Below are 22,253 nucleotides of genomic sequence, written 5' to 3' on the forward strand. Positions count from 1 at the left end.
TTGCAAATCGAAAGTTGTAAGGAATCTGTGCGCCACTTATGCTCACTGCGCCGAGCTGACGCCCCGTGCGACCCGGGGGACGCTCTCCGGCCGCAGACCTAGGTGGGGATCTTCGAGTGTTGAACCAGATGCAGTCCGTGATGCCCTCGACCCGAATACGGACCGGGACTCCGCTCGCGCCGTCCCTCGGCACCAGGCGGCCCGGGCGCCTCTACGCGCTCGACGGACTGCGTCTCGGCGCCGCGCTGATGGTGGTCATGTACCACTTCACGGCCCGCGGCGGCGGCTGGCCGACGCCGGTCAAGGAGATATTCCCCGAGACATTCCGAATATCGGCGTACGGCTATCTCGGCGTCCAGCTGTTCTTCGTGATCAGCGGTTTCGTCATCTGCATGAGTGCCTGGGGCCGACCGGTGAAGGCGTTCTTCGTCTCCCGTGTCGTGCGGCTCTATCCGGCCTACTGGTTCGCGGTCATCGCGACCAGCGTCACCGTCATGGTGATCCCCGGAGGCCGTCGCCACCTCGCCTGGAACGACATCCTCACCAACCTGACGATGCTCCAGCAGCCCCTCCGGGTCGACCACGTCGACCCCGTCTACTGGACGCTCTTCACGGAGCTCCGCTTCTACCTGCTCTTCGCGGCGATGGCCTGGTTCGGCCTCACCTACCAGCGCGTGATCGCGTTCTGCTGCGTCTGGGGCGCGGCCACGATCCTCGTCGCGAAGGCCCCGCCCGGCCCGCTGCGGCTGCTGCTGATCCCCGAGTACAGCTGGTTCTTCATCGCCGGCATGGCGTTCTACCTGATGTACCGCTTCCGCCCGAACCTGCTGCTGTGGGGCATCGTCGGCGTCTCCTTCTGCGCCTCCCTCGCCCCCACCATGGAGGAGTTCCGGCGCCTCACCTTCCTCGGTGACCGCGCGGCCTGGCCGGTCATCGTGCTGCTCGCCGCGTTCTTCGGCGTCATGGGGCTGATCGCGACCGGCAAGCTCTCGGGCATCAAGTGGCGCTGGCTGCCGATCGCGGGCGCGCTGACGTACCCGCTGTATCTGCTGCACCAGATCATCGGCTGGGAGTTCATCAGCTACTTCGCGCCCCGCGGCGTCGACCCGTGGGTGCTTCTCGGCTCGCTCGTCGGCGGAATGCTGGTCCTCTCCTACCTGGTCCACAAGGTGGTCGAGAAGCCGCTGAGCCGGTATCTGAAGCAGCGCCTTTCCTAGGCGTACAGGAGAAGCCCCACCACGCCTTTCCCAGGCGTTCGCGGTATCCGTCCGGTCCTCATGGGGCCGGACGGGTGGTGTTCATCGGAAGAACTGCGCGGCAGCGGCGACGCTCCGGGCAAATCGGGCGCGCATCCTCATCATGAGGAAAGTACGTAAAGCGCGCAAACCGAAATGAACCATCCGAGAACGCCACGAAAGTGAGGGGCCATGGCCACCGCCAAGGTCAAGCAGTTCTGGACCGCCTTCATCTCCGTCCTCTTCGCCCTGCTCGCCTCCGTCGGCCTGGCGGGCACCGCCGCCGCGGCCCAGCAGCCCGCCGTCCAGCAGCCGGAGGAGCCGGCCGCCGGACCCGCCGCGACTCCCGCCGCCGCGGGGGAGCGCGCGACCGCCTCCGTACCCGCACAGCGGGCGCACCGCCTGCCGCCGGCCGGGGACCGTTCCCTGCCGCCCACCATCAAGCAGCGCATCGCCGCCGAGGCCCACGGTTCCTCTCCCGCCTCCCGCAACCGCTCGACGGCCGGCGTGCCCGTCGCGGCCGACCACGACGAGCCGGCCGCGCTGACCGAGCCGGCGCTCGCCGCGGCGGCGTAGGTGCGGGGAGCGGACGCGTACACGCGCCTCCCCGCACCGGACGCCCCTGCGGCAGGGAACCCGTAGGACCTCAGCAGGACCCCAGCAGGACCTCAGCAGGACCCCAGCAGGACCCCAGCAGGACCCACCAGAACCTCACAGAGCCTCGATGAGGCTCGGGCAGTACCCCGCGTGAACCTCGTGGAACCCCGGCAACACCCCGGTAGGACCGGTCAGCGGCGCTTGTCGCGTTCGGCGGCCTCTTCGGCTGCGGCCGTGGCTTCGGCCTCGGTCTCCTTGGCCTCCACCTCCGGGTCGAGCGAAGCCCCACTGCCGTCGACGGACGGCGGGACGGTCTCCTCGTCCACCTCGGTGGGAGCGGGCGGTTCGACGAGCCAGTCGGGATTGGCCTGCCTGTCCCACCACTTCCAGGCGGCGAACGCGCCGCCGGCGAGAACGCCCAGGACCAGCAGGCCCTTGGCGAGGCGTCCGGCCCTGGCCCGACGCTCGTGCTTCTTCACGATCTTCCGGATCTCCTCCGGTGTCACCTGACCGCGCAGCGCGGCCCAGGCGGCGGTGGATCGCGCCCCGGCCTCCTCGATGACCGGCCCGGTCGCGGCGACCGCCTGCTCGACCCGGGGAACGGTGTAGTCGGCCGCCTGACGGGCGGCCCGGCGGGTCTTGACCGCCGCACGGTGTGCGGCCGCGTCGACCCGCGGCGGAACATGCGGTGCGACATACGAGTCGTACTGCGCACGAGCCTGCTCCCGGGCCAGCAGCGCGGCCTTCGAGACCTTCGGCGCGATCAGCACGCGCGCCTCGTGCGCGTAGTGCGAGGCCTGGTCCTTGGCCGTGCCGGCGTACGGCGCCACCACGTCCGCGGCGTGCAGGACGCTCTCCTTCGCCGAACCTGTCGCGGCGCGCACGCTGTCCAAGCGGGTCACGGGATTCCTCCTCCTCGGTGGCGATGTCGGTTTTTCACCTTTCCATCCTTTTCGGAATCATGCCTGCCGCAGCGAAGTCCGGCATGCGGGGCGGGCATCCGGGGCATGCGAGGATCGGACACGCCAGGGACAGACGTGGCATGACGCGACATGACGTGGACGGAAGGCGACCGTGGCCGAGCAGCTGTACGCGATCCTCAAGACCAGCCTGGGTGACATCGAGGTGCGGCTGATGCCGTTCCACGCCCCGAAGACGGTGCGGAACTTCGTGGAACTCGCCGGCGGCGAGCGCGAGTGGACCCACCCCGCGACCGGCAAGGTCTCCTCGGACCCGCTGTACGACGGCACGGTCTTTCACCGGGTCATCAAGGGCTTCATGATCCAGGGCGGCGACCCGCTCGGGGACGGCACAGGCGACCCCGGGTACGCGTTCGCCGACGAGTTCCACCCGGAGCTCTTCTTCGACCGCCCCTACCTGCTCGCCATGGCCAACGCGGGGCCCGGCACCAACGGCTCGCAGTTCTTCGTCACCGTCGCCCCCGCGACCTGGCTGAACCGCAAGCACACCATCTTCGGCGAGGTCGTGGACAAGCGGAGCCGCGAGGTCGTCGACACCATCGCGGCCGTCGCGACCGACCCGCACACCGAGCGGCCGGTCGAGCCCGTGGTCGTCCACACCGTGGTGATCGAGAAGCGCTGAGGCGGAAGGAACCGGAACCTCCCATGGACCCGCGACCTTCCACGGACCCACAGGCCGGTCCGCCCCGCTGCTACCGCCACCCGGAGGCCGAGACCGGCATCCGCTGCACCCGCTGCGACAAGCCGATCTGCACCCGGTGCATGGTCTCCGCCTCCGTCGGGTTCCAGTGCCCCGACTGCGTCCGCAACGGCTCCGGCACCGGGCACGCCCCCGACGCCAACACGCCCAGGACGCTCGCCGGCGGCCGGGTGAGGACGGACGGCCGCTTCGTCACCAAGATCCTCATCGGGATCAACCTCGCCGTCTACCTCGCGGTCCTGGTCGTCGGCGACCGGCTCGTCGACGAGCTGGTGCTCATCGGGCACGCCTTCAGCCCGCCGCTCGGCGAGGTCGTCGGGGTCGCGGACGGGGAGTGGTACCGGCTGTTCACCTCGACCGTCCTCCACCAGGAGGTCTGGCACATCCTCTTCAACGTGCTGGGCCTGTGGGTGATCGGCGGGATCGTCGAACCCGAGCTGGGGCGGATCAGGTTCGCGGCCCTCTGCCTGCTCTCCGGGCTCTCCGGATCCGTGCTCGCCTATCTGGTCGCCGCGCCCAACCAGCCCTCGCTCGGTGCCTCCGGCATCGTCTACGGACTGATCGGGGCCTGGGTGGTGCTGGCCCGCCGCCGCCGTCACGACATGCGGCCGGTGATCCTCTTCGTGGCCCTGTCGCTCCTCATGACATTCACCCGTCCGGGGATCTCCTGGGAGGCCCACGTCGGCGGTCTCGTCGCGGGTCTCGTGGTGACGTACGCGCTCGTGCACGCGCCGCGGGCCCGCCGGGACCTCGTGCAGTACGGGGCCGTGGGGCTGCTGCTGCTCGTGGACGTGGGGATCGTGCTCGCCCGTACGGCGGCGCTCACCTGAGCACGGAGGGCTCTGGACGAGCTTTTCTGTGAGCTTTCCCCAGAGTTATCCACAGTGCGTGGCGGGTTGTCCCCGCTGGGTGGGGAAACACTGCGCCCCTCGCCTCTGACCTGGTGTTTCTCCAGGGAGGCGAGGGGCGCGAGGCGTTCGTACGGAGGTGATTCCGGTCATACCGGTGTCAACTCGGTGCGAGTTATCCACAGATCTTCGTAAGTTATCCAGTGCTGTGAACAACGCTGTGGATAAGTTCAGGGGAGAACTTGACGAGCGGCCTCCGGGGAGGCTAGACCGCCGCTACTTCCACTGCGTGGAGACGCCGAACCCGGCCGCGATGAAGCCGAAGCCCACCACGATGTTCCAGTTCCGGATCGACTCGACCGGCATCGAACCGTCGGTGACGTAGAAGACCACGATCCACACCAGACCGATGGCGAACAGCGCCAGCATCACAGGCGCCACCCAGCTGCGGTTGGTCAGCTTGATGTTGGTCGCCTGCTTCGCGGGCGGGGGCGTGAAGTCGGCCTTCTTGCGGATCCGTGACTTCGGCACGAGGGACTCTCCTGTCGATGCGCTGCGTGACCGCGCAGGGAACTGTGGCTGGCGCCGGGATGTGACGAAGGAGGACGTCTGCGTCCCCCAGGCGTCCGTTAGCGTAGTGGTTCCGCGGCACCGAAGGGGATCAGGGTACGTTGAGCAATTCCGCCGGCACTCCCGAAGGGCCGGGCCGCACCACCAGGTGGCGCCCCGTCCGCGTCCTCACCCTTGCCGTTTTCGCCCTCGCCGGACTGATCTTCGTCACGAGCTTCAACACCGCCAAGGGCACCAACATCCGCACGGACGCCTCGCTCCTGCGCCTCTCCGACCTGATCGAGGAGCGCAGCCACAAGAACGCCGGCCTCGACGAGACCACCGCCGCCCTCCGCTCCCAGGTCGACTCCCTCGCCGCCCGCGACGACGGCTCCACCCGCGCGGAGGACGCGAGGCTCGACGCGCTCGAAGCGGCCGCGGGGACCAGCGAGGTCTCCGGATCCGGCCTCACCGTCACCCTGAACGACGCCCCGCCGAACGCCCAGGCCGCCCCCGGATACCCCGAACCGCAGGCCAACGACCTGGTCATCCACCAGCAGGACCTCCAGGCCGTCGTCAACGCCCTGTGGCAGGGCGGCGCCGAGGGCATCCGCGTCATGGACCAGCGGCTCATCTCCACCAGCGCCGTCCGCTGCGTCGGCAACACCCTGATCCTCCAGGGCCGCGTCTACTCGCCCCCCTACAAGATCACCGCCGTCGGTGACCGGGGGAAGCTGAACAAGGCGCTCGCGGGCTCCCCGGCCCTCCAGAACTACCAGCTGTACGTGAAGGCCTACGGGCTCGGCTGGAAAGTCGACGAGCACAGGACGGTGACTCTTCCCGGCTACTCGGGCACAGTGGACCTCCACCAGGCGAAGCCGGTGAGCTGACCACCGGCGAACGGGCACCGGGAGGGGCGCTTGAGGCTCGTCGTACGGACCTTCAGCGAACTCTGCCTCACCGTCGGCGCCCTGATCGTCCTCTTCGTCGTGTACGTCCTCTACTGGACCGGCGTCCAGGCGCAGAGCGCGAGCGCCGGCCAGATCGACACCCTCCAGCGGGAGTGGACGAGCGTCCCCGTGGCCGCCGGACCCGCCCCCACGCGCGCGCGTCCGTACGCCCCCGGCAAGGGCATCGCCGTCATGTACGTCCCCCGGCTCGGCAAGGACTGGAAGTGGCCGGTCCTCGAAGGCACCGGACCGGGCGTCCTCAAGAAGGGCCTCGGGCACTACGCGGCCACCGCCCGGCTCGGCGGGACCGGCAACTTCTCCGTCGCGGGACACCGCCGCACGTACGGGGACCCCTTCAAGGACTTCCCCCGGCTGCGCCCCGGCGACGCGGTGGTCCTGACCGACGGGACGACCTGGTTCACGTACCGGATCGACCGCGGCCCCTACCGGACCGTCCCCACCGACGTCGGGGTCGTCGACCCGCTGCCCCGGAAGTCGGGCTTCGACGGACCCGGCCGCTATCTGACCCTCACCACCTGCGACCCCGAGTGGGGCAGCAGCCACCGGCTCGTCGTCTGGGCGCACCTCGACGCCACCCGGCCGGTCGCCGACGGCCGTCCACGGGCTTTGGACAGCTGACCCCCCACGGCGCCCTCGCCCCGTACTCTGGTCCCCGTAACGAACGGAAGGGGCGGTCGACGTCATGTACGGCTGGATCTGGCGGCATCTGCCGGGCAACGCGTGGGTGCGGGCGCTGCTCTCGATCGTGCTGGTCCTCGCGATCGTCTACGTCCTCTTCCAGTACGTGTTCCCCTGGGCGGAGCCACTGCTTCCGTTCAACGATGTGACGGTGGACGGCCAGTGAGCGCGCGGATTCTCGTCGTCGACAACTACGACAGCTTCGTCTTCAACCTCGTCCAGTACCTCTACCAGCTCGGTGCCGAGTGCGAGGTCCTCCGCAACGACGAGGTCGAGCTGAGCCACGCCCAGGACGGCTTCGACGGCGTCCTGCTCTCGCCCGGACCCGGCGCGCCCGAACAGGCCGGGGTCTGCATCGACATGGTCCGGCACTGCGCGGACACCGGGGTGCCCGTCTTCGGCGTCTGCCTCGGCATGCAGTCCATGGCCGTCGCGTACGGCGGCGTCGTCGACCGCGCGCCCGAGCTGCTGCACGGCAAGACCTCCCTCGTCACGCACGAGGGCCGGGGCGTCTTCGCCGGGCTGCCGTCGCCGTTCACCGCGACCCGCTACCACTCGCTGGCCGCCGAGCCCGCCGCCCTGCCGGCCGAGCTGGAGGTCACCGCGCGGACCGAGGACGGCATCATCATGGGCCTGCGTCACCGCGAACTCCTCGTCGAGGGCGTGCAGTTCCACCCCGAGTCCGTCCTCACCGAGCACGGCCACCTGATGCTCGCCAACTGGCTGGAGCAGTGCGGCGACAAGGGGGCGGTCGGACGGTCGGCGGGGCTCGCGCCGGTGGTGGGCAAGGCCGTCGCGTGACGACGGGCTCTCCGTGGTTCCGGCCGGCGAACGAACCGGGGCCCGAGCCGATACCCGCGGAGCCGTACGTACCCGTAGAACCCCACGTACCCGCGGAGCCCTACGCGCAGGGGGATGCGTACGCCTCCGGTGAGCCGTACGCGCCCGCGGAGCAGCGGTACGCGCCCACCGGGCCGTACGCGCCAGGACCGTCGTACGCCCCCGCGGAGCCCTACCCGCCGGCCGAGCCGTACGCGTACGAGACGCCCGCGCCCTCCTACGGGACCGCCGCCCAGGAAAGCCCCTACGCGGCCCCGTACGCGCCGTACGAGGCGGAGGAGTCCCCGCGGCCCTCCCCTGACGAGACGATGGTCCTGGAGGCCGTGGAGCCCCTTCCCGGGCCCACCCCCGAGCCGACTCCCGAACCGCTTCCCGGGCCCGGCCGTGCCGAACGCCGCCGCGCCGCCAAGGGAGGCCGCGCCAAAGGCCGTAGAGGCCCCGCCACCGACTCCCCCGACGACCGGCCCGCCGCCCCGCTCTCCCGCGTCGAGGCCCGCCGCGCCGCCCGCGCCGCCAAGGACAGCGTCGGCGTCGTCGCCAGCCGGGCCGTCGGTGAACTCTTCATCACCTTCGGCGTCGTCATGCTGCTCTTCGTCACCTACCAGCTGTGGTGGACCAACGTCCTCGCCGGGCAGGAGACCGACCGCGCCAAGGAACAGATCGAGGACACCTGGGCCAAGGGCGACCAGGGCGACAGCACGGCACCGGACGCCTTCGAACCCGGCCAGGGCTTCGCCATCATGTACATCCCCAAGCTGGACGTCGTCGTCCCCGTCGCCGAGGGCATCAGCAAGAGCAAGGTCCTCGACAAGGGCATGGTCGGCCACTACGGCGAGGGCAAGCTCAAGACCGCCATGCCCGCCGACGAGCAGGGCAACTTCGCGGTCGCCGGCCACCGCAACACCCACGGCGAACCGTTCCGGTACATCAACCAGTTGAAGCCCGGCGACCCGATCGTCGTCGAGACGCGGAGCGCGTACTACACCTACGAGATGGCGAGCATCCTGCCGCAGACCTCGCCCTCGAACGTCTCCGTGATCGACCCCGTACCGAAGCAGTCCGGCTTCGACGGGCCCGGCCGGTACATCACGCTGACCACCTGCACACCCGAGTTCACCAGCACCTACCGCATGATCGTGTGGGGCAGGCTCGTCGAGGAACGCCCGCGCAGCAAGGGAAAGCCGAAAGCGCTCGTAGGCTGAGACCCCACACCTCCGGACGGGACGACGGGACGACCTAGTGGCACGCGTGCGCAATCGGATCGCCGGGATCATCAGTGTCTTCGGCGAACTCCTCATCACAGCGGGCCTGGTGCTCGGTCTCTTCGTCGTCTACTCGCTGTGGTGGACCAATGTGCTCGCCGACCGCGCCGCCGACCAGGACGGCGCCCAGGTCCGCGACAACTGGGCCGACAGCCCCGGCGCGCTCGACACGAGGGACGGCATCGGCTTCCTCCACGTGCCGGCCATGAAGAACGGCGAGGTCCTGGTGAAGCAGGGCACCGGTACCGACGTCCTCAACCACGGCGTCGCCGGCTACTACACCGACCCGGTCAAGTCCGCGCTCCCGCAGGACAAGCAGGGCAACTTCACGCTCGCCGCCCACCGGGACGGCCACGGCGCCAAGTTCCACAACATCCACAAGTTGAAGAACGGCGACGCGATCGTCTTCGAGACCAAGGACACCTGGTACGTCTACAAGGTCTACAAGACCCTGCCGGAGACCACGAAGTACAACGTGGACGTCCTCCAGCCGGTCCCGAAGGAGTCCGGCAAGAACAAGCCGGGCCGGTACATCACGCTGACGACCTGCACCCCCATGTACACCTCCGACTACCGGTACATCGTGTGGGGCGAGCTGGAGCGCACCGAGCGGGTCGACCGCGAGCGCACACCCCCGGCGGACCGCGGCCTTCGGCTAGCCGAAGAAGCCGCCGCCCTCCGGCTTCTCGGTCTTCACGTTGATCGCCTGGTTCGGCTGGCCCTGCGTGCCCGGCGGCACGTCCTGCTCGGTCACCTTCGCGTCACCCCGGTCGGGGCCGTCCACGTTGCCGAGCTGGTAGCCCATCGCCGCGAGCGTGGCGCGCGCCACGTCCAGGGTCATGCCCGTGATCGGCGGGACCGGCTGCGTCTGGGGCTGCTGCGGGCCCTTGGAGACCCGGAGCTTCACCTCGGCACCCTCGGCCGCCGTCGCGTTGCCGTCCGGGGTCTGCGCCAGGACCTGGTCCTTGGGCTGGTCGTTGTCGACGTACTCGGTGACCACGACGAAGCCCAGTTCCTTGAGCTGCTGCTCGGCCTGCGCCAGCTGGTTGCCGACCACCGGGGGAACGGTCTTCTGCTTCTGCTTCGCGACGGTGATCGTCACCTCGGAGTTCTTCTCCGCCTTGGTGCCGCCGTCGGGGTTCTGGCGCAGGACCGAACCCGGGTCCTCGTTCGACTCCTCCTGCTCCACCTTGACCTTGAAGCCCTTGCTCTTCAGGGACTCCTCGGCGCGCTCCTGGGACTGCTCGACGACGTCCGGGACCTCGAAGAGGGGCGCGCCCTCGGAGAGGAAGACCTGGACGGTGCCGTTGAGGTCCATGGTCGCGGTGCCGTCCGCGACCGGGATCTGGCGGCAGATGGCGCCCTTGGGCTGGTCGCAGCGCTCGGTGCCGGACTCCTGGACCTTCACCTCGGCGTTGGTCGCGAGGCCCGTCGCCCCCTGCATGGTCTGGCCGACCAGGTTCGGGACGGGCACCTTGCGGGGGCCGTCCTTGTCCTGGAACAGCGAGACGCCGATGAAGATCGCGCCGACGAGCACCAGGATGCCCGCGAGGACCAGCAGGATCGTCGAGGTGTTCGACTTCTTCTGGCCCCCGCCACGACGGCGGTCCGGGCGGTCGTCGTAGCCGTAGCCGCCGTCGTCCGCGTTGATCGGGGGCAGCATCGAGGTCTGGCCGGCCGGGTCGGCCTGGCGCAGCGCCGTCGTCGGCTGGTCCTCCGGCGGGTAACCGCCGTAGCCCCCGCCGTACGCGGGCGCGCCCGCCATGCCCATCCCCATGCCCATCGCGGCGGCGGCCGCGACCGGCTGGCCGTCGAGGCAGGCCTCGATGTCCGCGCGCATCTCGTCGGCGGACTGGTAGCGGTAGTCGGGGTCCTTGACCAGTGCCTTGAGGACGATGGCGTCCATCTCGGGCGTGATCTCGGGGTCGAAGTTGCTCGGCGGCTGCGGCTCCTCGCGCACGTGCTGGTACGCGACCGCGACCGGGGAGTCACCCACGAACGGGGGACGGACGGTCAGCAGCTCGTACAGCAGGCAGCCCGTGGAGTACAGGTCGGAGCGGGCGTCGACCTGCTCGCCCTTGGCCTGCTCGGGGGAGAGGTACTGGGCCGTGCCGATGACCGCGGCGGTCTGCGTCATGGTCATGCCGGAGTCGCCCATGGCGCGGGCGATGCCGAAGTCCATGACCTTGACCTGGCCGGTACGCGTCAGCATGACGTTCGCCGGCTTGATGTCACGGTGCACGATGCCGGCGCGGTGCGAGTACTCCAGCGCCTGGAGGATGCCGACCGTCATCTCGAGCGTGCGCTCGGGCAGCAGCTTGCGCCCGGAGTGCAGCAGCTCGCGCAGGGTCGACCCGTCGACGTACTCCATCACGATGTACGGGATGGAGACCCCGTCGACGTAGTCCTCACCGGTGTCGTAGACCGCGACGATCGCCGGGTGGTTCAGCGAGGCGGCGGACTGTGCCTCACGGCGGAACCGGGCCTGGAAGGACGGATCGCGGGCCAGGTCGACCCGCAGCGTCTTCACGGCGACGGTGCGGCCGAGCCGGGTGTCCTGCCCGAGGTACACCTCGGCCATGCCACCACGGCCGAGCACCGAGCCCAGCTCGTACCGGCCGCCGAGGCGACGCGGCTCTTCCATAGCTAATCCAGCCCTCTCCGTCTGTCCCGACCGCACCCATGGGTGGTCCGGCGGTGTGTGCTGTTCGCGCATACGGTACCGGCCCCGGGCAGACGTTCCGCCAGGGACCGGTACCTGATACCTGACCGGTACATGGGCGAGGTCAGCCCCGGGTCTTCAGTACCGCCTTCATGACGGCCTTGGCGATCGGGGCGGCGAGACCGCCACCGGTGATGTCCTCACGGTCCGTGCCCGCCGAGTCCTCCACGACGACGGCGACCGCGACCGGGGAGCCCTCGGCGGTCTTCGCGTACGAGATGAACCAGGCGTACGGGCGCTTCGCGTTCTTCTCGCCGTGCTGGGCGGTACCCGTCTTGCCGCCGACCTTCACGCCGTCCATGTTCACGTCGGCGTTGCGGCCGGTGCCGTTGGAGACGACGTTCTCCATCATCTGCTGGAGGAGCTGGGCGTTCTTCTCGGAGACCGGGCGGCTCATCTCCTCCGGCTCGGTCTTCTTGAGCAGGTCGACGTTGGGCGCGCGCAGCTCGTCGATCATGTACGGCTTCATGAGCTTGCCGTCGTTGGCGATGGCCGCCGTGACCATCGCCATCTGGAGCGGGGTGGTCGCGGTGTTGAACTGGCCGATCGAGGAGAGCGCGTTGCCACCGCGGTCGGCCTTCTTGTCGTAGACCGAGGCGGCGGAGCGGACCGGGGTGAACTGCTCGGCGTTGAAACCGAACTTCTCGGCCATCTCGACCATCTTGTCGCGGCCGACGTCGTCGCCGAGCTTCGCGAACACCGAGTTGCAGGAGACTTCCAGCGCCTTGTTGAGGCTGGCGTCGGCGCAGCCGCTGGCGTGGTTGACCATCGGCCTGTTGGAGAGCGGGATCTTCCAGCCCTCGGGGGTCTCCGTCGCCGCGTTGATGTCGGTGACCTTGCCGCTCTCCAGGGCCGCGGCGGCCGTGACGACCTTGAAGACGGAACCGGGCGGGTAGATCTCGCGGATCGCGCGGTTCAGCTTCGGCTTGCTCTTGTCGTTCTCCAGGGCCACCCAGGCCTTCTCGTCCTTGCCGGAGTAGCCGGCGAAGGTGGAGGGGTCGTACGAGGGGGTGGAGGCCATCGCGAGGATCTTGCCGGTCTTCGGCTCGATCGCGACGACGGCGCCGGTCTTGCTGCCGAGGCCCTCGAAGGCGGCCTTCTGCGCGGCCCCGCTGAGGGTGGTGACGACGTCGCCGCCCTTCTTCTTCGTGCCGGTGAACATGGCGAGGGTGCGGTCGAAGAAGAGCCGGTCGTCGTTGCCGGTGAGGATGCCGTCCTCGATCTTCTCGATCTGGTTGGCGTCGTAGGCCTGCGAGGCGTAGCCGGTGACCGGGGCCCACATGGGGCCGTCGGTGTAGGTGCGCTTGTACTTGTAGAACGTGTCCTGGGAGTCGACGGAGCCGGTGACGGGCTTGCCGTCCACGATGATGTTGCCCCGGACGTTGGCGTACCGCTCGATCTGTACCCGCTTGTTGCGCGAGTGGGCGTTCAGCTCGTCGGCGCGGACGAACTGGAGCCAGTTGTCGCGGAGGAGCAGGGCGAGGACGAGCAGGCCGCAGAAGATCGCGACCCGCCGCAGCGGCTTGTTCACGGACGGACCACCTGGGTCATCTCGGCGTCGGGGGACGGAGCGGGCGCGGGCGCGGGACGGCGCGCGGTGTCGCTGATCCGGATCAGGATGCCGATCAGGGCCCAGTTGGCGATCACGGAGGAACCGCCGTACGCCAGGAACGGCATGGTCATACCGGTGAGCGGGATGAGCCCCATCACACCGCCGGCGACGACGAAGATCTGGAGCGCGAAGGCACCGGAGAGGCCCATCGCGAGCAGCTTGCCGAAGGGGTCACGGGCGGCGAGGGAGGTGCGGACACCGCGCTCGATGATCAGACCGTAGAGGAGCAGGAAGACCATCACACCGGTGAGGCCGAGCTCCTCGCCGACGGTGGCGAAGATGAAGTCGGAGTTGGCGGCGAAGCCGATGAGGTCGGAGTTGCCCTGGCCGAGGCCGGTGCCGAGGATGCCGCCGGAGCCGAAGGACATCAGCACCTGGGTCATCTGGTCGCAGGCGGCGACCTTGTCCGCGCAGGCGAAGGGGTCCGCCCAGGCGTCCACACGGGCCTGTACGTGGCTCGCGAAGGAGGCCACGCCCACCGCGCCCGCGACGGACATCAGCAGACCCATGACGATCCAGCTGGTCCGCTCGGTCGCCACGTACAGCATGATCACGAACATGCCGAAGAACAGCAGCGAGGTACCGAGGTCGTTCTCGAAGACCAGGATGAGGAGGCTGACCGCCCAGATCGTCAGGATCGGGCCGAGGTCGCGGCCACGCGGCAGGTAGAGCCCCATGAACCGGCGGCTCGCCAGGGCCAGGGCGTCCCGCTTCACCATGAGATAGCCGGAGAAGAAGACCGCAAGCACGATCTTTGCGAACTCACCGGGCTGGATGGAGAAACCTGCGACGTTGATCCAGATCTTGGCGCCGTAGACGGGGGTGCCGAGGCCGGGGACCAGGGGCAGCAGCAGCAGGACGAGGGCCGCCGCCATGGAGATGTACGTGTAGCGCTGGAGGACGCGGTGGTCCTTCAACAGCAGCAGCACGCCCACGAACATGGCGATGCCGATCGCCGAGTACAGCATCTGCTTCGGAGCGTCCGGGCTGAAGCTTCCGAAGTCCCGGATGGACTTCGCGATCAGCCGCGGCGACTGGTCCAGACGCCAGATCAGCACCAGGCCCATGCCGTTGAGCAGGGTCGCCAGGGGCAGCAGCAGCGGGTCCGCGTACGGGGCCCACTTGCGCACCACGAGGTGGGCGACACCGGCGAGCAGGGCGAGGCCGAGTCCGTACCCGAGCATGCCGGCCGGGACCTTGCCGTCGATCGCCAGGCCCACGTTGAGGTACGCGAACACCGGGATGACGACGGCGAACGCGAGCAGCGCCAGCTCGGTGTTGCGGCGGCTCGGCGCCTCGATCGCGCCGATGGTGGTCGTGTTGGTGACAACGCTCATGGTGGTGAAAGGCCCCCTACGGGTGCTTACTGCTTGCCGCAGTTCGAGGCCAGCTTCTGCTCCTCCGCGGTGAGGGCGGGACCCGGCGACGGAGCGGCTGTGGTGGGCTTGGAGTCAGGGGTGGCGGTGCCGTCCGGCTTCTGGGCCGGCGGCTTGCTCGCCTGGTCGGCGGCCTTCTCGGCGGCGGCACGGCGCTGCTCGGTCTTCTTGCACGCCGAGGCCTGCAGGGCCAGCTCGGAGATCTTCGTCTCGGCCTTGCCGAGGCTGCCGCCCGTGATCGTGTCCTCGACCTGCTTCCGCTGGTACGCGGGGAGGTACTTGAGTTCGATCTCGGGGTGGTCCTTCTCGACCTTCGACAGCGAGATCCACGCCAGGTCCTGGCTGATGCCCTGGTACAGCGCCACGTGCTGGTCCTTGGAACCGACGAAGTACTGCGTCTGCGTCCAGCGCCAGCCGCCGTACAGCCCGCCGCCCACGACCGCGAGGACGAGGACCAGCAGGAAGGAGCGCTTGAGCCACTTGCGGCCGGTCCGCGGCTTCTCGAAGTCGTCGTCCGTGTACGACTCGAACGAGCCCTGCGGGGGCATGCCGCCGTAACCGTGGCCGTCACCGCTGCCGGGCGGGCCGAAGCCGCCCGCGGGCGGCTGCTGGTGCGGAGCCGTACGGCCGAGCCCGGAGGCGCGGCCGGCCGGGGTCTGCATCGCCCCGCCGTCGTTGAGCTGCGCCTGGTTCTCCGCGACGGCGCCCACGATGACCGGGGTGTCGCTGAGGTGGCCGGCGAGGGTGTCGCCGCCGTCGACGTCGAGGACGTCGGCGACGATCACCGTGATGTTGTCGGGGCCGCCGCCGCGCAGCGCGAGCTGGATCAGCTCCTGCACGGTCTCCTGCGGGCCCTGGTAGCTGGCGAGGGTGTCCTCGAGCGTCTGGTGCGAGACCACGCCGGACAGCCCGTCGGAGCAGATCAGATAGCGGTCGCCGGCCCGGACCTCACGGATGGAGAGATCGGGTTCGACGTGGTCGCCGCTGCCGAGCGCCCGCATCAGGAGCGAGCGCTGCGGGTGGGTGGTGGCCTCTTCCTCGGTGATCCGGCCCTCGTCGACGAGGCGCTGGACCCAGGTGTGGTCCTGCGTGATCTGCGTCAGGAGGCCGTCACGGAGCAGGTACGCGCGGGAGTCGCCGACGTGCACCAGACCGAGCCGCTGGCCGGTCCACAGCAGGGCGGTGAGCGTGGTGCCCATGCCCTCGAGCTGCGGGTCCTCCTCGACCATCATCCGGAGCTGGTCGTTGGCGCGCTGCACCGCCGTACCGAGCGAGGTGAGGATGTCGGAGCCCGGGACGTCGTCGTCGAGCGTGACGAGGGTGGAGATCACCTCGGAGGAGGCGACCTCACCGGCGGCCTGGCCGCCCATGCCGTCGGCGATGGCGAGCAGCCGGGGACCGGCGTAGCCCGAGTCCTCGTTGCCCTCGCGGATCATGCCCTTGTGCGAGCCCGCGGCGAATCGCAGGGACAGACTCATGCGCACCTGCCCTGTCGACGCCGCATCGGGGTACGGCCGGTCTCGACCCACACTGCCCACCCTCCGGTCGCTCCGGTCACACCGGTCGCTTCAGTCGCTCCGGTCAGGAGCACGGCACGGCCTGTGCCGGGGACCGTCCCGACTCGCTCGCTCCGCTCGCGCCTATTCATGATGTCGCACTACTTCCGCAGCTCGATGACGGTCTTGCCGATGCGGATCGGCGCGCCCAGCGGAATCGGTGTCGCGGTGGTGAGGCGGGTCCGGTCGAGATACGTGCCGTTGGTGGACCCGAGATCCTCGACGATCCACTGACCGTCCCGGTCCGGGTAGATCCTGGCGTGCCTGCTGGAGGCGTAGTCGTCGTCGAGGACGATCGTCGAGTCGTGCGCCCGGCCCAGCGTGATCGTCTGCCCCTGGAGGGCGACGGTCGTGCCGGTGAGGGTGCCCTCGGAGACGACCAGCTTGGTCGGGGCGCCACGGCGCTGCCGCCCGCCGCCCGCGCTCTGCTGGCCGCGCTGCTGCGGTGGCGCGGCGGTCTGCCGCGCCTGCTGCTGCTGAGGTCGCGCCTCCTGGCGCCGCGAACCGCGCTGGGTGACCCGCGTACCGAAGAGGTCGCTGCGGATGACCTGCACGGCCACGATGACGAACAGCCACAGAACGGCCAGGAAACCCAACCGCATGACCGTCAGGGTCAGCTCTGACATTGCCCCCGCTTCACCCTTCGGCTTGCCGGTAAACGATGGTGGTGCTGCCCACGACGATCCGCGAGCCGTCGCGGAGCGTAGCGCGGGTGGTGTGCTGCCCGTCCACCACGATGCCGTTGGTGGATCCCAGATCCTGGATCGTCGAGGGCGTTCCGGTCCGGATCTCGCAGTGCCGGCGGGAGACGCCGGGATCGTCGATCCTCACGTCCGCGTCGGTGCTGCGGCCGAGGACCAGGGTCGGGCGCGAGATCTGGTGGCGGGTGCCGTTGATCTCGATCCAGCGGCGCGGCTGACTGCCCGCTCCGCCGTGCGTTGCGGGGCCGGGGGCCCCTGCCGTCGGCCGGTGGCCGGCGGCGCCGGGCGGCGGCGCGGCGGGCATGGGCGGGGCGCCGGCCGGGGGGTACCCGTAACCGCCGCGGCCCTGCCCGGGGCCCTGCTGCTGGTGGGGCTGGCCGTGCTGCTGCGGGCCGCCCGAGGGCGGCTGCGGCTGTGACGTACTCGACGCCAGCGTGCGGCTGCGGACGCGGTACAGGCCGGTGTCGAGGTCCTCGGCCTTCTCCAGGTGGACCTTGATCGGGCCCATGAAGGTGTACCGCTGCTGCTTCGCGTAGTCCCTGACCAGGCCGGCGAGCTCGTCGCCGAGCTGGCCCGAGTAGGGGCTGAGGCGCTCGTAGTCCGGCGCGCTCAGCTCCACGATGAAGTCGTTGGGGACGACGGTCCGCTCGCGGTTCCAGATCTGCGCGTTGTTGTCGCACTCGCGCTGGAGCGCGCCGGCGATCTCGACCGGCTGGACCTCGGACTTGAAGACCTTGGCGAAGGTGCCGTTGACCAGACCTTCGAGACGCTGCTCGAAACGCTTCATGACTCCCATGGGGCACCTCCTCGGTCGTTGTGGTCCTGGTACTGCTTACTGATCGTATCCACGCGTCGGGAAATCGGCTGGTTCCCCTTCTCTGCCCTGTGGACGAGTGTCACCTCTCACAGGCGTTCCCCACGGATCGTAGAGGCGGCCTGTGGACAGTGTCCCGCACCCGGCTGGAGAGAACGGGAGAGAGGTGGGTCGGAGGTGGGTCGGAGGTGGGTCGGTGGGGCGGGCTCCGGGGTCGGTCGGCGGTCGGGTCGGGGTCGCTTCGGGGTGCGTCCCGGGTCGGTCCGGGGTGGTCCGGGGTGGTCCGTGATGATCCGGGCGGTCCGTGGCGGGGTCCCTTCCTCTTCCCCCTCCTCACCTTGTTCTGCGCGAGCGGAGCCGAAACAACGGATGTGAATCCACGGTCTGCGACGTGCTAATCTTCTGATGTCGCCAGGCGCTCGCACCGAAAGGTGAGGGAGCCCGGAGCACACCCAATGCGCGGGTGGCGGAATAGGCAGACGCGCTGGATTCAGGTTCCAGTGCCCGAAAGGGCGTGGGGGTTCAACTCCCCCCTCGCGCACCAGGAGCATCGCTCCCGTAGTACCGATCAGAAGGTCGGCACCGTGAAGACGGTGTCGGCCTTCTTCGGTTTCCGATGGCGGACGGGTCCGCTGTCGGCGGTGATGTGAGGTAGTACACAGAGGCCCGCCGCTCCTCGGTGCGGGAAGAGCGGCGGGGCCGGGCGTTCGGCGGTCGGTCAGGACGCCGTGCAGTCGACGCGGACCGGGGCCGCCGCCGCGTGGCGGTTGTCCGCGCCGCTGCCGCGGTTGTCGAGGACGACGGAGATCTTGTTGTCCGAGACGGGGAACCGGCCCGCCGACACCCACTGGCCCAGGTGCGAGGCCTGGTTGATCTCGAAGCTCCCGACGCTGTTGGACGAGCTCTGCGTGAAGGCCCGGTAGACCGTGTAGTGCGCCGGGCTGCCGCCCACGTACGCCAGGTCCCGCACGTTCGGTATGAAGACCTGCACCGCGCACGTGCCCTTCGTCACCGAGCCCGTCGTGAACTTCCACTGCGCCCAGATGCCGTCCGAGCGGGAGCTGCCCGACATCGGCATGCTGTAGAAGAGGCCGTTGCAGCCGTACGACTTCGTGCTTCCCCAGTTCTTCAGCCAGCCCTCCTTCCCGTCGGTGTACATGTCCCCGACCGCGAATCCCGGCGTCCCGCAGCCGAGGCCGATCAGATGCCCGTACGTGGCCGGCCGGGGCGCGGTCGTCGCCGGCGGCTGCGTCGGGGCGACCGGCTGGTTCTGGGCGGGCGCCTTCGTCGCCGGCGGAGTCGTCGCCTTCGTCCCGCCGCTCTGCGAGGTCCCGCCGGTGACGCCGCCCGGGGCAGGAGGCGCGGTCTGCCGGCTCGTGCCGGTCCCCGGGGACCGCGGGTCCGGCGCCGTGCCGGAACCGCCCTTCCCGGACGCGAGGCCCGTGCCGGACTCGTGGATCCCGCCGATCGGGCCCAGGCCCTTGCCCGTGCCTCCGTCGGGGCCCGGCGCCTTCACCGGCGCCCCGCTCCCGCCCTTCCCCCGGTCCGTGCCCGGAGCGGCGAGCTGCTGCTCGCTGGGGACGATCCCGGGGCCCGGACCCCCGGGGTGCATCGAGCTGCCCGGAGGAGCCCCGGCGGCCGAGGAGCTGGGCTTGTCGTCGGGGCCCGAGACGAGGAACGGCACACCGATCAGGACCAGGCCGCCGAGGACGGCGGCCGCGATCATCGGCTTGTTGGGACGGCCGACGGGCGGGGAGGCGGAGGCCGAGGCGGAGGGGGAGGGGGACGTGGCGGTGGCGGTGGCGGGGGAGGTGGTTGTTCGGGTGGCCGTGGCCGTGGCCGTGGCCGTGGCTGTGGCTGTGGATGCGGCTGCGGCCGTGGCGGCGGTGGAGGTTGCGGGTGTGGAGGTCGCGGAGGTCGTGGCGGTGGTCGTCGCGGTTGCGGGGGTGGCTGTGGTGGCCGGGGTGGATTCCGGTTCCGGTTCTTCTGCCGCTGCTTCCGGCTTCGCCTCCGGTTCCGGTTCTGTTTCTGCTTCCGGCCTGCTCGGTGCGGGGGCCGTGGCGGCGGGCGCCGTGGCTGTCGCTGCGGCCGTCGCCGTCGCCGTGGCGGCAGTGGTGGACACCGCCGCGGCCGTCTCCGGGGTGGTCGGGGCGGTGGCGGGGAACAGGCCTGCGGACGGTTCCTCGCTCAGGACGGCGAGGGCCGCCGCGCGTCGCACCGAAGAGTCCCCGGTGCTCTCCGCTGCCGGGGTGGACTCTCTGCTTGCCATGGCTGGTCTGCCTTTCTCGACGGGGGAAGAGCTTTGTGGGGCACTCACTCAGAGCGCCTGCGGGGCGTGGAGGAACGGGCCGGTGCACCGGGCCGGCCAGGGGGCCGTGCCGGAGCGGCGGGCCGCCGCGTCCAGCCGTTCCAGGGCTTCGGGGGACGGTTCGCGGAATCTGCCCGCGTCCGCCGGGAGTTCGGCCAGCAGGACACGGGCGGGCAGCTCGCCGTCCGCCTCGTGGCGGGCGACGACGGCGAAGGCCGTCCCGGCGGCGAAGAGGGCCTGGGCGCCGCTTCCGTCCCGGGACAGCACCGACGTGCGCCGGGCGGTCATGGGCCGCACGGCGTAGCGGACGTGGGACAGGGGCGGTACGGGCGCGTCCGGCGCCTCCAGATGGACCACGTCCAGCGGGGCGTCGCACACGAGCACCGCGCCCGGCACCACCTCGTCCGGTACGGACGGCTGCGCCACCGAGCGGACCAGCGTGCCCCGCAGCGCGGGCAGCCGCCGCAGCCCGGAGGCCAGGCAGGCCGCGTACGGGCGCAGCTCCTCCGCCCCTCCGGCCAGGGCGCGGGCGCCGAACGGGTCCTCGGGCGCGGACGACAGGTACAGCCGTACGGCGATCAGATCGGCCCGCACCGCGTCCTCCCCCGACCCGCGCAGCGCCGGCATCCTGATCAGCGCCTGCCCGACGGGGCCGCTGTGCTCCTCCCAGACGGCCGCCGCCAGCTCGCGGAACGCCCGGCGGTCGGCCTCACCGCTGAACTCTTCGGGAGCGCGGCGGACCGCGGTGGGCGGTGCGGAGGGCGCGGAGGGTGCGGGGAGTGGGGGCGCGGGTGCCGGTTCGGGTGCCGCGGGCTTCGGCGGGGCGGGGGCGGGCGGTTCCGGACGCGGCTCGGATTCCCGTGCCGGTTCTGGTTCTTGCTCCGGCTCCGGCTCCCGATTCGGTTCCGGTTCCGGTTCTGGAGTCGGTTCCGGTTCGGGGTCGGGTTCCGGATCGATGGTCGTTCTCGGGGGTGCCGCCAGGGGCAGGCCCGTGCGGACCGCGAAACGGCGCAGGGCGGCGGCGGCTTCCGGGGTCGTCTCCTCGGAGACCGCGAGTTCGGCATGGGTGCGGGCGGCCGGTTCGAGGGTGGCGAGGAGCGAGGACAGGTCCCGCAGGGTCGCCTCGCGGACCGACTCCTCGGCCAGGCACTCCGCCGCGACCTCCACCCGCAGGGCGCGGGCCTCGCCGGCCCGGTCCCGAACGGCGGACGGCGGCACGTCCGCGGCACCGATCCAGAGGCCCGACCGCACGGCCACCGCCCAGGCCCCTGAGGGGAGACGAAGGGTCGCCGGTACGGCGCCGGGTGTTCCCGCCGACGCCGGGAGGTGCCAGGCGGTCGGGCGGGGGGCCGGCCGGGACCCGTCGTCGCCGGTCGGGGAGCAGAGGAGGGAGGCGAGCGGTGCCGGCCAGGTGAACTCGCCCTCGGGGGAGATCAGTCGGACGGACGAGGCCGCCGTCCGCCCGGATTCCTGTCCCTCCGCTTCCTCCTCCGCGTCCTCCCCCGGTTCCGCTTCCTCCGTCTCGGCGGCGAGCGGGAGGCCGAGGGTCACTTCCAGTTCCGTGCCGAGGAGGTCGCACACCTCCTCGGCCAGGGCGGTCGCGTCCCGCCCGTCCACCGGGACGAGCCGCAGGGAGCGGCGGATCTCGGAGGGCAGTGAGGCGAGCAGCGTCGCCAGGTCCTCGGCCGTGACCGGGTCCGCGCGCGGGGCGCCCAGCAGCACGGCCGGCCGCTCGGGGTCGACGGCGACGGCGTACGCCGGTCCGTCGGGGCGCGGCGCGGCGGCGTCCGCCGGACCGAGCGCGAGACCGGCCGGGACGGCCCGTACGACACCGGCCCCGACCGGGCCCAGCGGAACCCGGGCCAGGGCGCGCTGCCAGCGGGGTGCGGGCAGCCGGGTGCCGAGGGGTTCGGGGGCCTCCCCGGGTACGAAGCGCCACCAGCCGCCGCCGGGAGTGGCGGGTTCCGTGACGTGGAGCAGGCCGCCGGGAGCGAGGACGGCGGGGGCGTCCGGGGCTTCCAGGGTCATGTCCCAGGCGTCGGCGAGACGCTGGGCCAGCGGCCCGTCCTCGCCTGCCGGGGCGGCCGCGCCGGACAGCACGAGGCGGAGGGAGAGGGGTTCGTCCTCCCGCAACCGAGCCAGCAGGGCGCCGAGTTCCTCGCCGAGGTTGCCCGCCGCCGACTGCGGTACGTCGACCACCACGACGGGGCGCCGGGGATCGGCGGGCAGGGCCTGCACGAGGGCGCGGACGGGCGAGTCCGGGGCCGCCGAGGAGCGCAGGAGGTGGCGGTGGGGGAAGTCGTCGCGGACCGTGTGCGGTGCCGGTGACGCCGCCGTGCCGGGTGCGCCGGCGTCGGTGGAGGGGGTGGCCTCCGGAGCCGTACCGGCCGGTGCGGGAGCGCCGCGGTGGCGGCTGAACCGCCGCAGCAGCCGCCTGGACCTGCCCCCTTCCGAGGCTCTTTCCGCCCGGTCCTCGTCACCCTGTCGCACGTGCCCTCCCCTGT

19 protein-coding genes, 1 tRNA gene and 1 pseudogene are annotated in these 22,253 nt (G+C 70.8%); 11 read left to right on the top strand and 10 right to left on the bottom strand.

Going from position 1 to position 22,253, the window contains the following annotated elements:
• Positions 1-128 precede the first annotated feature (128 nt).
• Together ASD33_RS25885 and ASD33_RS25890 are read left to right on the top strand one after the other, a co-directional pair.
• The gene (locus tag ASD33_RS25885; RefSeq protein WP_079045024.1) at positions 129-1,217 is read left to right on the top strand and encodes an acyltransferase; all 1,089 of its coding nucleotides are present in this window, start codon (positions 129-131) and stop codon (positions 1,215-1,217) included.
• A gap of 210 nt (positions 1,218-1,427) precedes the next feature.
• Positions 1,428-1,811: a DUF6344 domain-containing protein gene (locus ASD33_RS25890; protein WP_056565204.1), complete on the top strand. Its 384-nt coding sequence runs from the start codon at positions 1,428-1,430 to the stop codon at positions 1,809-1,811.
• A 212-nt stretch (positions 1,812-2,023) separates the two neighbouring features.
• Here the strand turns inward: ASD33_RS25890 and ASD33_RS25895 are convergent, their stop codons facing one another.
• A complete protein-coding gene (locus ASD33_RS25895) occupies positions 2,024-2,734 on the bottom strand; it encodes a DUF5324 family protein (RefSeq protein ID WP_056565206.1) in 711 nt (236 codons plus the stop codon).
• A 172-nt stretch (positions 2,735-2,906) separates the two neighbouring features.
• Here ASD33_RS25895 and ASD33_RS25900 point away from each other — a divergent pair, with 172 nt between their 5' ends.
• Positions 2,907-3,434, top strand: coding sequence for a peptidylprolyl isomerase (locus ASD33_RS25900; protein ID WP_056565209.1), 528 nt, complete (start codon positions 2,907-2,909; stop codon positions 3,432-3,434).
• Positions 3,435-3,457: 23 nt separating this feature from the next.
• Positions 3,458-4,342, top strand: a complete 885-nt coding sequence (locus tag ASD33_RS25905) for a rhomboid family intramembrane serine protease (protein WP_056565212.1) — start codon at positions 3,458-3,460, stop codon at positions 4,340-4,342.
• 294 nt (positions 4,343-4,636) lie between these two features.
• On the opposite strand, the gene crgA is transcribed toward ASD33_RS25905, so the two are convergent.
• Complete coding sequence (crgA, locus tag ASD33_RS25910; protein WP_056565215.1) at positions 4,637-4,891, bottom strand: cell division protein CrgA; 255 nt, start codon at positions 4,889-4,891, stop codon at positions 4,637-4,639.
• Between the two features lie 140 nt (positions 4,892-5,031).
• On the opposite strand from crgA, the gene ASD33_RS25915 reads away from it, so the two are divergent.
• The 6 genes and pseudogenes from ASD33_RS25915 to ASD33_RS34540 all read left to right on the top strand — a co-directional run.
• The gene (locus ASD33_RS25915; RefSeq protein WP_056565218.1) at positions 5,032-5,799 is read left to right on the top strand and encodes a DUF881 domain-containing protein; all 768 of its coding nucleotides are present in this window, start codon (positions 5,032-5,034) and stop codon (positions 5,797-5,799) included.
• 30 nt (positions 5,800-5,829) lie between these two features.
• Positions 5,830-6,498: a class E sortase gene (locus tag ASD33_RS25920; protein WP_056565222.1), complete on the top strand. Its 669-nt coding sequence runs from the start codon at positions 5,830-5,832 to the stop codon at positions 6,496-6,498.
• Positions 6,499-6,562: 64 nt separating this feature from the next.
• Complete coding sequence (locus tag ASD33_RS35185) at positions 6,563-6,724, top strand: hypothetical protein (protein WP_107103837.1); 162 nt, start codon at positions 6,563-6,565, stop codon at positions 6,722-6,724.
• A complete protein-coding gene (locus ASD33_RS25925) occupies positions 6,721-7,359 on the top strand; it encodes an aminodeoxychorismate/anthranilate synthase component II (RefSeq protein WP_056565225.1) in 639 nt (212 codons plus the stop codon). Before ASD33_RS35185 ends, ASD33_RS25925 begins: the two co-directional genes overlap by 4 nt.
• Positions 7,356-8,600, top strand: coding sequence for a class E sortase (locus ASD33_RS25930; RefSeq protein ID WP_056565228.1), 1,245 nt, complete (start codon positions 7,356-7,358; stop codon positions 8,598-8,600). Before ASD33_RS25925 ends, ASD33_RS25930 begins: the two co-directional genes overlap by 4 nt.
• A 37-nt stretch (positions 8,601-8,637) precedes the next feature.
• A pseudogene (locus ASD33_RS34540) lies at positions 8,638-9,315 on the top strand (class E sortase); the annotation flags it as partial.
• Here ASD33_RS34540 and pknB read toward each other — a convergent pair.
• From pknB to ASD33_RS25965, 6 genes are all read right to left on the bottom strand, one after another.
• On the bottom strand, positions 9,316-11,304 hold the full coding sequence (pknB, locus tag ASD33_RS25940; protein WP_056565236.1) for a Stk1 family PASTA domain-containing Ser/Thr kinase: 1,989 nt from the start codon (positions 11,302-11,304) through the stop codon (positions 9,316-9,318).
• A gap of 142 nt (positions 11,305-11,446) precedes the next feature.
• Complete coding sequence (locus tag ASD33_RS25945) at positions 11,447-12,913, bottom strand: penicillin-binding transpeptidase domain-containing protein (RefSeq protein WP_056565239.1); 1,467 nt, start codon at positions 12,911-12,913, stop codon at positions 11,447-11,449.
• Entirely contained in the window at positions 12,910-14,331 is a 1,422-nt protein-coding gene (locus ASD33_RS25950) for an FtsW/RodA/SpoVE family cell cycle protein (protein ID WP_056565242.1), read from the bottom strand. Before ASD33_RS25950 ends, ASD33_RS25945 begins: the two co-directional genes overlap by 4 nt.
• 26 nt (positions 14,332-14,357) lie before the next feature.
• The gene (locus ASD33_RS25955; protein WP_056565245.1) at positions 14,358-15,848 is read right to left on the bottom strand and encodes a Stp1/IreP family PP2C-type Ser/Thr phosphatase; all 1,491 of its coding nucleotides are present in this window, start codon (positions 15,846-15,848) and stop codon (positions 14,358-14,360) included.
• Between the two features lie 179 nt (positions 15,849-16,027).
• The gene (locus ASD33_RS25960) at positions 16,028-16,552 is read right to left on the bottom strand and encodes an FHA domain-containing protein (protein WP_056565249.1); all 525 of its coding nucleotides are present in this window, start codon (positions 16,550-16,552) and stop codon (positions 16,028-16,030) included.
• 10 nt (positions 16,553-16,562) lie between these two features.
• Positions 16,563-17,423 carry a DUF3662 and FHA domain-containing protein gene (locus ASD33_RS25965; protein ID WP_056565253.1) on the bottom strand — a complete coding sequence of 287 codons (861 nt, stop codon included), beginning with the start codon at positions 17,421-17,423 and terminating at the stop codon, positions 16,563-16,565.
• 475 nt (positions 17,424-17,898) lie between these two features.
• Between ASD33_RS25965 and ASD33_RS25970 the strand changes: the two genes are divergently transcribed.
• Positions 17,899-17,985 (top strand) — tRNA-Leu (locus ASD33_RS25970).
• Between the two features lie 174 nt (positions 17,986-18,159).
• Here ASD33_RS25970 and ASD33_RS35585 read toward each other — a convergent pair.
• On the bottom strand, positions 18,160-19,710 hold the full coding sequence (locus ASD33_RS35585; RefSeq protein ID WP_056565257.1) for a hypothetical protein: 1,551 nt from the start codon (positions 19,708-19,710) through the stop codon (positions 18,160-18,162).
• Between the two features lie 48 nt (positions 19,711-19,758).
• Positions 19,759-22,239 carry a hypothetical protein gene (locus tag ASD33_RS25980; protein WP_056565260.1) on the bottom strand — a complete coding sequence of 827 codons (2,481 nt, stop codon included), beginning with the start codon at positions 22,237-22,239 and terminating at the stop codon, positions 19,759-19,761.
• Positions 22,240-22,253 lie beyond the last annotated feature (14 nt).

This window comes from Streptomyces sp. Root1304 (assembly GCF_001426405.1).
GTDB lineage: Bacteria > Actinomycetota > Actinomycetes > Streptomycetales > Streptomycetaceae > Streptomyces.

What these genes read in the sequence shown, in the direction of transcription:
- ASD33_RS25890 (WP_056565204.1), top strand. Translation starts at nt 1,428, where the DNA reads ATGGCCACCGCCAAGGTCAAGCAGTTCTGGACCGCCTTCATCTCCGTC.
- ASD33_RS35185 (WP_107103837.1), top strand. Translation starts at nt 6,563, where the DNA reads ATGTACGGCTGGATCTGGCGGCATCTGCCGGGCAACGCGTGGGTGCGG.
- ASD33_RS25905 (WP_056565212.1), top strand. Translation starts at nt 3,458, where the DNA reads ATGGACCCGCGACCTTCCACGGACCCACAGGCCGGTCCGCCCCGCTGC.
- ASD33_RS35585 (WP_056565257.1), bottom strand. Translation starts at nt 19,710, where the DNA reads ATGGCAAGCAGAGAGTCCACCCCGGCAGCGGAGAGCACCGGGGACTCT.
- ASD33_RS25885 (WP_079045024.1), top strand. Translation starts at nt 129, where the DNA reads ATGCAGTCCGTGATGCCCTCGACCCGAATACGGACCGGGACTCCGCTC.
- ASD33_RS25965 (WP_056565253.1), bottom strand. Translation starts at nt 17,423, where the DNA reads ATGGGAGTCATGAAGCGTTTCGAGCAGCGTCTCGAAGGTCTGGTCAAC.
- ASD33_RS25955 (WP_056565245.1), bottom strand. Translation starts at nt 15,848, where the DNA reads ATGAGTCTGTCCCTGCGATTCGCCGCGGGCTCGCACAAGGGCATGATC.
- ASD33_RS25950 (WP_056565242.1), bottom strand. Translation starts at nt 14,331, where the DNA reads ATGAGCGTTGTCACCAACACGACCACCATCGGCGCGATCGAGGCGCCG.
- ASD33_RS25960 (WP_056565249.1), bottom strand. Translation starts at nt 16,552, where the DNA reads ATGTCAGAGCTGACCCTGACGGTCATGCGGTTGGGTTTCCTGGCCGTT.
- pknB (WP_056565236.1), bottom strand. Translation starts at nt 11,304, where the DNA reads ATGGAAGAGCCGCGTCGCCTCGGCGGCCGGTACGAGCTGGGCTCGGTG.